Genomic DNA, 9,230 nt, shown 5'->3' with positions numbered 1-9,230 from the left:
CATCAGATTCAGACTTCGTATGTGTATTTGGAAGCATTGGAAGACTCCGCAGAATAGAGCTAAGAATTTGATGAAGCTGGACGTACCAAGATGGGCAGCGTATAACATCTCCTATTGTGGAGACAGATATGCAAGACTCGCTCACAATGGATGGGTACAAAAGGCTATAAGTACAAAGAGACTAACCTCATTTGGATTAGTCTCAATGTTAGATTACTACACCGAAAGGTGTGTTACTTGTTAAGTTGATTGAACCGCCGTGTACCGAACGGTACGCACGGTGGTGTGAGAGGTCGGAATTTCTCACTTATGAGAAATTCCTCCTACTCGATTATTAATTAGATGGAGAGCTAGCATATGAAAAAAAATATAAGAGAGGTTCATGCGTGGCCAATTGAGAGAAATGAAGAATATATTTTTTTTAGTGATAGAGTTGTTGGCGGTCTATATTATTTAAAGGGAATTTCGGAGAAAGTAAAGTGTGAGATTACACCTGTAGAATTGAAAAGAATAGGCATAACAATGGTGAATTCAATATGCTTTTTTGAGGAAAATATTATTTTAATCCCAGGATATTTATATGAGCCAGTTGCATTATATAATTTTAAGAGGAAAAGTTTTGAGCTAATAGATCCGTTAAGTAAAAAAACGGATACTTCAGAAAAAGGATTTGTTTGCGAAAGTAAATTAATAATAGTGACGCATAGTTCTAATGTTGCAATATACGAAATAGATTTATTAGGTGGTGCTGTGCAAAGACATAAGTATTCTGATGGTAGAATTCATAAATCATGGCTGCCTTTTATCTTTGGAGGAGATATCTTTATTCCTGGAACAGATGAAAAAAAATTATGGAAATATAGTTCTGGTGAATTGTATATGTACGATATTCCCATTAATGAAAAGATAATGTCGATAATACCTGATGAAATAGAAAAAGAAAAATTATGGTTATACACAACTTCGTTGGAGAGGATATATGGGATAAATAAAGAGGGGGAATTATTAGAGATAATTAATACTGGTATTGAATCTGACCAAGGGAATTTAATAAGAATTTATCAAATCGGTAAGTGTTTTTTTCTTTTGCATAGTGTTGAGGGAATTATTATTTTTAATAAAGAGACGGGGAAAAAAGCGCAATTTGTATTGGATGAAAAATATAAAATAAACAATTATAAAGACATTCTTCCATGTATTTATTTAGGACTTGTGAAAGAAAAAGACAAGTTTATATTTATTTCTTTTGCAAATACTACAATTGAATTGTCATATAAAGATGGCAATATTATTTCACAACAATTGATTATAGAATTACCTAAGGAAATAAGAACAAGTTTTATATGGGCATCGATGTTCAATTACTGGCAGAAACCTGAAAATGATTATTATAAAGAAGATGCAATACATACTTTAGAGCGATATCTGGGATATGTAGAGGAGCGAGGAGAGATATGATAAGATCACTTGTATGGGGGACTGGAAAATGCTTTGCAGAGAATTACAAATTATTAGAATATTACAGGATAAAAAATATAGTTGATATAGTTGCAATAACATCTGATGAGAAATATTTTAATAGTTTTTTGGGAATACCATTCATAAAAAAGTGTGAGATTAAGAATGAAGACTACGATTATGTGATTTTGATGATAGAGAATAAAAATATATTGGATAATATCAAACAAGAGGCTAATAGTATTGGTTTTGAAAGTTGGCAGTTGGTACCATACAGGCTAATAACTACAATTGGATTCACTTTTGAGGCGTATAAAGAACTAACACTCAATCCAGTTAGTATTATCAGTAGAAATTGTTGGGGTGGGGTAACATATAATTATTGTGGTTTAAGATTTTCTTCTCCGTTGATTAATATGTTTGAAACACACACTGATTTTATGAAAATTGCTCAAAGGCCGAAAGAGTACATGAGGCAGGAATTACAGTTTTATAAATGGGAATGGGATCCTGCGCAAGGATTAGAATATCCGGTAGCCATGTGTGGCGACATATTGTTATATTTTAACCACTACAAAACATTTAGTGAAGCTGTATATTACTGGAATAAAAGAAAGGAACGAATTAATTGGAATAACATTTTGTTTATGACAATAGAGGAAGAGGAAAAGGACGTATTAGAATTTTTAAATCTTCCACATGAGAAAAAATATGTTTTACGACAAAAATACTAAATTATAATCATCAAGATAACGTAGAATACATAGATTTAAAGAAACATAGTGAGAAATTTTTATTTAAGATTGTTAATGATATGGCTGCTGGAAAGAAATTTTATTATGATCCATATGAGTTATTGTTAACGGGAAAACTTAAAAAGATTATTTCTTAGTGTATAAGAAAAAAAGTCACAGTAAAAATGCCATAGATTAGCAAAAAATGGAACGAGGGAAAGAGAATATGGATGTAATAGAGATATTAGAGAAAGTAGGTAACGAAAAAATATATATATATCCATTTGGAAATCACGGAAAGCATTTATATCAAGAAATAAAACTAATTGCACCCAAAAAGGAAGTAATACCGGTAGATAATTTTCTTTCGAAATATAGTGGTGGAAATGTAATTAGCGGGAAGGATATGAAGCAAAAACTAAAAAAGGAAGGGATAGTACTAATTACATCAGATAATCCAGCTGTTTATACAGAAATAAGGTTGAGTTTAATAGATGTTCCTAAGGAGAAAATAATAGATCTTTTTTCAACAAACCCACTCATACTATCAAATGATAGAAGAGTAGGAGCTCTTTCTGCAGTTGCAAAGAGAATATATATGGACGGTATACAAGGGGCTGTGTGTGAAGCCGGTGTTTATAGAGGTGACTTTGCGAAATATATAAATATACTTTTTCCTGATAGAAAACTATATTTATTTGATACTTTTGAGGGTTTTGATAAAAACAGTGTTGATAGAACAAAAGACAACAGTGAAGAAACTGATTCATGGATAGATTTATTAAATGATACGTCAGTCGATTACGTTATGAGCAGAATGAGATATCCAAATAAAGTTATTATAAAAAAAGGGCTATTTCCTGATAGTGCAGATGGGATGGAGGAAAGGTTTGCATTCGTAAATTTGGATATGGATTTGTATAAGCCTATATATGAGGGGTTAATATATTTTTGGGATAGGTTAAATATTGGAGGATGTATTTTTGTTCATGACTATACAATATGGGAAGGAGCAAAAAAGGCAGTAAAGGATTTTAGTTCAGAGAAAGAAATAGGATATATATTGCTAAATGATAATTGCACAGTAGCATTTACTAAGTGATGAAAACTATTGGGAGGGGTTATATATATATATGAGTATTGAAAATAAAAGAGTTAGTCATATATATGATGAGAATTTTTATGATGACATAAACAAAATAAAATTAGACGAAGAGATAGTCGTTCCATATATAATTGATAGAATTAACCCAAAAAGTGTTGTTGATTTTGGATGTGCAGAAGGAAACTGGCTGGCACAGTTTAAAAAGAATGGTAGTAATATCGAAATTTTGGGATTCGATGGAGACTATGTAAATGAAGAGAGATTATCAATAGAAAGCCAAGAGTTTAGAGCGGTAGATCTTAGAGATAGCATTAAATTGGATAAAAAGTATGATTTGGCTATGTCCCTAGAAGTCGCAGAACATTTGGAAGAAGAATACGCGGATATTTTTATTGATAATATTACGAATGCTTCAGATAATATTCTATTTTCGGCTGCAATCCCTGGACAGGGTGGAGTACATCATGTGAATGAACAATGGCAGAGTTATTGGATAAAGAAATTTAGGGATAGAGGATATGGGGTAGATTTTTCAATAAGAAAAAAATTCTGGAAAGATGAAAGATTAAACCACTGGAGGAGACAAAATATTTTAATATTTAGAAAGGGTGAATTTCTAGATATAGAATATGACGGTGTAGAAGATGTGGTTCATCCAGAAATACTAAATCATTGTGTAACCATTTTTGAAAATAAACTTTCAGAAACAATTCATTACATGGTAGCTAACCCTGTTATATATGATACGATAAAAGAAAAATTAGATATATTAGTTCCTTATAATAAAACTATTATTATTTATCCTTATGGAAGGAATGGAAAACTGTGTGAAATGCTTCTGAAGTATTATTATCGTTATAATGACTATTATGCGGTAGATAACGTTTTGGGTGAAATGAGCGGTAAGATTAGACAACTGGATTTCTTACTGAATAGTGATGATAACTATATATTCTTAGATACCTGTTCAAATGAAGATATTCATAGCGAGTTGTTGACTAAGGCGGAAAAATTTGTAAAAAAAGAAATAATCAATTCTATTTTCTAGAAGGGGAAAGCAATGACTAATCCTAGAATAAGTATAATTATCCCGGTCTATAATGTTGAACATTTATTAAAAAGATGTATTGAAAGCGTTTTATCCCAGTCTTATAAAAACTTTGAAGTAATCTGTGTTGAGGACTGCTCTACAGATAATTCTTTAGAGATATTATACGAATGTGCAGAGTTAGATTCTAGAATAAAAATTGTTAGAAATAAACAAAATTTAGGCCTCTCAGGCTCAAGAAATGTAGGATTATCATTGGCTCAAGGAGAATATGTCTGGTTTATAGATTCAGATGATTTTATATTAGATGAAGGATGTCTTGAGAAAGCAGTGAATCATCTAGAGAGACCAGATTCTATAGATGTTTTAATGTTTGAGTGCGAGCAAGTATATGAGAATGAAAGATTAGAAAATGAGTATAGTAGAATAAAATTAAATAAGGGGTTCGATTATTCAAAGGTACAAAGCGGAAAAAAACTATTTGCAGAATTAATAGAGAATGATGATTTTGTTCCGTGTGTTTGGGGGATTATATATAAAAGAAGATTGTTAATGGATAATAAGTTGTTCTTTAAAAATATAATTCATGAAGATACAGAGCATACACCTCGTGTTTTATACTATGCAAAGAAAGTAAAATGTATTAATGATCGTTATTATGGATATTTTAGAAGAGAAGGATCTATATCCGTATCGGTAAATTATGCGAAAAGATTGGCTGCTCGATTAACAGTTTATAGATCATTAACAGAATTGAATAGAGAGTCAGATAATGAAAGTTTTTCTGACGCTTTAGAAAAATACAATTCTAATATTTTAAAACATATATGTATTGATTATAGTCGCTGGCTAATAAATAAAGAAAGGATTCCGTATACTATTCCTGCGGATGAAGATTTACTGGAAAAAATTTTAACAGAGCATATAACGTCTAGTTATGGGAAATGGTCGCAAACTATTATTGAAAATATATCTAAAAGGTTTTTATTTTTATATGAATTTGTCCCAAAAGACAGCAGGATTATATTGTATGGATTAGGGAAGATGGGGACAGCATATTTAAAGCAGATAGAAGCTACGGGCTATTGTAAAATAGAATATATTAGCGACAAGGAAGTGGAAAAACTATGTATGCATGGATATCCTGTCTTATATCCTGATGAGATAACGGGTTTGTTAAATGTTGATTATTATGTAATTGCAGTTGATAATGAGTTAATTTCTAATGAGCTATATAGAGAGTGGATTAGTAGGGGTGTGCCTTCGGAGAAGATAGTATCTATATATAGAAGGCACTCTGAATTTCCATTGTCAGATGATAAATTTTTAGAATTACAAAAAGAGAATGATATCAGACCAGATAAAGCGTTTTTATGTATAGCATTTCAAGTAAAAGGTGGTATAGGAGATTGTATAACTGCACTTTCTCTTTGTCGTAAAATTAGTGAGTATTCAGATAAGATAAAAATGGATATTTATACTGATGTAGAGGGGATGGATGCTGTTTTTGGAAGAGAACATTATGTAGGGGTAATTTTTGCCAATGGAAAGGTCGATGTAAGGAAATATGATTTATTCTTATCGGTTAGACAATTGATGCATGTAATCTATTGGGATGAGTCGAGGATAAAATCATTTTCAAATGAGTTATTTGAAAAATTGAAGAAAGTACACAATCTAAGAGTGAGTAGTGGTTTTAATGATGAAAAAAGTTATCATGATTTAGCTATTATTAAGTGTGCGGAATTATTGAATCAGAATAGATATGCCACATTAGGTGATGGAAATGTATGGGGGATAAAAGATAAGGATTCACGTCTTGAGTTAGATGAGGATTATTATAAAAGTTTTAAAAGGCTTGATCTCAATAGTTATATAACAATTAATTGTTCGGCAGGTAAGATAAAGAAAGATACTGTACAGCAACAGATCAAAATATGGAGTAAAGATAATTTTTCATCTTTTTGCAAACTGTTTAAAGAAAAGTACCCTAATATTGAGATTATACAATTAGGAGATGCAGATAGTACGATTATTAGTGGGGCAGATAGGTTGCTTGCTGGAGAAAAATTAGGATTAGTAAAATATGTGTTGGCAAATTCATTATTACATGTTGACGGAGAAGGGGGAATTACGCATATGGCAACTCAATTGGGAACAAAGTGCGTAGTATTATTTGGTCCAACTCCAGTAAAATATTATGGGTATGATCAAAATATAAATATAGTAAGTCAGAAATGTAACGGATGTATGGGAACAACGCCGGATTGGTATTTTGAATGTCCGTTATATAAAAAACCAATATGTATGGAAAGTATAAAGCCTGAAAATGTATTTGGCGAAGTATGTACTTATTTAGATGGTGTATTGTGATGGGGGTACATTATGGAAAGAGTAATTGTATTTGGTGCTGGAGATAATTATAGAAAACTAAAAGAAAAATTAGAAAATCAATATAATATTTTAGCGGTTGTAGATAACAAATATAAAGAAATTGGTCATAGTATAAAATCGCCAGAATATATAAGAGAAACATCGTTTGATAAGATTATTATAACGCCAAATATTTTTTTAGATATATATAAGCAATTAATTAATATGGGGGTAGATCCGGAGAAAATAGTGATTTATGGATCTGAGGTTGATGACTATAAAATGAATATTCTAGGAAATTCATATTGGGGACAACATGCAGATGATTTAATAGTAGAAGCTATTTTTTCTCGAATTAATATATTGAAGCCGTCATATATTGATTTGGGGTGTAATCATCCTAGTAAATGTAGTAATACTATCGCATTATATATAAATGGGTGTAGAGGAATTAACATAGATGCTAGTCCTCAGGTTATTGATATTGTAAATATTTTTAAGACCGAGGATATAAATATAAACCGTGGAGTTGCAGCAAAAACAGGTGTTTTGAAGTTTTATATGGCAAATGACTGCTGTGGTCGGAATTCTTTCGTTAAAGAAGAAATGAGAGATATGGAAGTGAAAAAGACTATCGATGTTCCGGTTGTGACATTAAAGTCTATTATAGATGAGTATTGCCCTGATGGATTCCCTGACTTCTTAGATTGTGATATTGAGGGGTTAGATTATGAGGTTCTTGAAAGTTATGATTTTTTGAAAGATGGACCGAAGGTTATTTGTGTTGAAGTTCGAGAGAAAGATATTAATAAATTTGATGATATGCTGGATGGCAAAGGCTATTACAAATTCTGCAGGATAGGGGAGAACAATATCTATGTGCAGAAGAAGTATAGCAATGTGGTGAGCCATATGTCGATGGAATAGAACAAAGCAGCGGTCAACTGGGTAAAATGTTAAAAAGCCGCTGCTTTGTCGATGATGTACTTTTATTGAGAAGAGATGAGAGCGTGACTACATAAATAAATCATCTAGAGTAATCACATTATCAAATATTGAGCTATATTCATTGGCTTTGAGTCCGTATGTTGAAATCAAAGTATTATGTACGATTGATTTTTTGTTAACCATATTTGAAATGAGCATCTGTCTATTTCTAATTGTCCGTTCGTATTTATTATTGACGACAAATTCATCTCCATAAAACTTGATTTCACACATATTAACTACATTGTCTTTCCTTACTATAATAAGGTCGATTTGTGCGCCTTCTTCATCATCTGCTTTCTTTGACCATGCAGATTCTTCAGAGCTGATTGCTGGTATTCCGAGAGCAGTTTTGATCTGATGTATATGATTAAAACAGACATTTTCAAAAGCGTAGCCTCTCCAAGAAGAGATTGAATTGGAGGATGTGTTTTGTTGCCAAAATTGTCCGTCTAGTTTATCTCGATTTTTAACAAACTTTAAATAAAAAATGCAGAAAGGATCGATTAGTTTATAATGCTCGTCCATTTTGCTAAGTCCGAATGGAACATATTTCATAATAAAATCACTGGCAATAAGAGCGCTGAGCATCTCGGTGAGGGTTCCACCATTTGATATTCCTGCTTTTTCTGATATCTCGTTTCTTGTGAATCCTGAACTTCTTTTGCTTAAAACTTCGACAATTTTTTGTATCTTATCAGGATTCTTAAATGTAGAGGCAAATAGTCTACGATACTCATCTTTTAGTTGGGCGTTTTTTTCAAAAAACATAGAATCTATGCTTTGTGAAAGGCTTTTTCCTTTTTGTAGATAATTGAGGTAGTAAGGCACACCACCCACAAGCATATAACTTTGAACTATATCATATCTAGATAAAGCTGTGCCCCGTTCTTTAAGAAAATCTTCACATTCCTTTAAAGAAAATGGTTCCAAATGCATCTCGTATGTAACTCTGTCATACAAACCGCCCTGATCATTTATTAGTTTATCCAGAATCCAAGAATTAGCACTTCCACAAACCACAACCATTACATTTTTTCGATGTGAAGCCCATCCATTACAGAAGGCTTCAAATGCAGTGATGAATCCAGATTTATTTGTATCCATCCATGGAAGTTCATCCAAGAAAATAACTTGTCTGGAACCATCGTCTTTTTCCTGTAAAAACATTTCTAACATGAAAAATGCTTCTAGCCAGTCCTTTGGACAGTGGCTTTTTTTCATTCCATATGAAAGCAAGGAATAGTAAAAGGCTTGAAGCTGTTGTTTAAGAGGCCTGGCTTTTTCGTTTTTTCCAGTTTCAACAGGAGATAGACCAGCATGTCTGAAAGAAAGCTTATCTGAAAACACCTCGTCAACAAGGTATGTTTTACCTACACGCCTTCTTCCGTAAATAGCAACGAGTTCAAAAGAGTTTCTATTATAAAGTTCTATAAGTTTTTCTGATTCCGCTTTTCTTCCAATCATGAATCATAGCCTCCTTTATATGTTAATTACATAATAACTATACAATAATTAGCTGACA

The 9,230-nt window shown here is 31.9% G+C and carries 7 protein-coding genes and 1 pseudogene; 7 read left to right on the top strand and 1 reads right to left on the bottom strand.

Annotation, left to right across the window (positions count from 1 at the left end; genetic code table 11):
* The 7 genes and pseudogenes from BLP54_RS15950 to BLP54_RS06900 form a co-directional block, all read left to right on the top strand.
* Positions 1-244: pseudogene (locus BLP54_RS15950) on the top strand (group II intron reverse transcriptase/maturase); the annotation flags it as partial.
* 113 nt (positions 245-357) lie between these two features.
* The gene (locus tag BLP54_RS06925; protein ID WP_090168049.1) at positions 358-1,458 is read left to right on the top strand and encodes a hypothetical protein; all 1,101 of its coding nucleotides are present in this window, start codon (positions 358-360) and stop codon (positions 1,456-1,458) included.
* A complete protein-coding gene (locus BLP54_RS06920; RefSeq protein WP_090168046.1) occupies positions 1,455-2,192 on the top strand; it encodes a DUF1919 domain-containing protein in 738 nt (245 codons plus the stop codon). Before BLP54_RS06925 ends, BLP54_RS06920 begins: the two co-directional genes overlap by 4 nt.
* A 226-nt stretch (positions 2,193-2,418) precedes the next feature.
* Positions 2,419-3,294, top strand: a complete 876-nt coding sequence (locus BLP54_RS06915) for a TylF/MycF/NovP-related O-methyltransferase (RefSeq protein ID WP_176754493.1) — start codon at positions 2,419-2,421, stop codon at positions 3,292-3,294.
* A gap of 31 nt (positions 3,295-3,325) precedes the next feature.
* A complete protein-coding gene (locus BLP54_RS06910; protein WP_090168042.1) occupies positions 3,326-4,345 on the top strand; it encodes a class I SAM-dependent methyltransferase in 1,020 nt (339 codons plus the stop codon).
* A 12-nt stretch (positions 4,346-4,357) separates the two neighbouring features.
* Entirely contained in the window at positions 4,358-6,718 is a 2,361-nt protein-coding gene (locus BLP54_RS06905) for a glycosyltransferase (RefSeq protein ID WP_090168039.1), read from the top strand.
* A 12-nt stretch (positions 6,719-6,730) separates the two neighbouring features.
* Complete coding sequence (locus BLP54_RS06900; RefSeq protein ID WP_090168036.1) at positions 6,731-7,645, top strand: FkbM family methyltransferase; 915 nt, start codon at positions 6,731-6,733, stop codon at positions 7,643-7,645.
* A gap of 87 nt (positions 7,646-7,732) precedes the next feature.
* Here the strand turns inward: BLP54_RS06900 and BLP54_RS06895 are convergent, their stop codons facing one another.
* A complete protein-coding gene (locus tag BLP54_RS06895; protein WP_090168034.1) occupies positions 7,733-9,172 on the bottom strand; it encodes an AAA family ATPase in 1,440 nt (479 codons plus the stop codon).
* Between the last annotated feature and the right edge of the window lie 58 nt (positions 9,173-9,230).

The sequence above is a fragment of the Pseudobutyrivibrio sp. 49 genome, assembly GCF_900100545.1.
Lineage (GTDB): Bacteria > Bacillota > Clostridia > Lachnospirales > Lachnospiraceae > Pseudobutyrivibrio.
The sequence above is the reverse complement of the archived record's forward strand: the minus strand, read 5'-3'. Positions and strand labels throughout refer to the sequence as shown.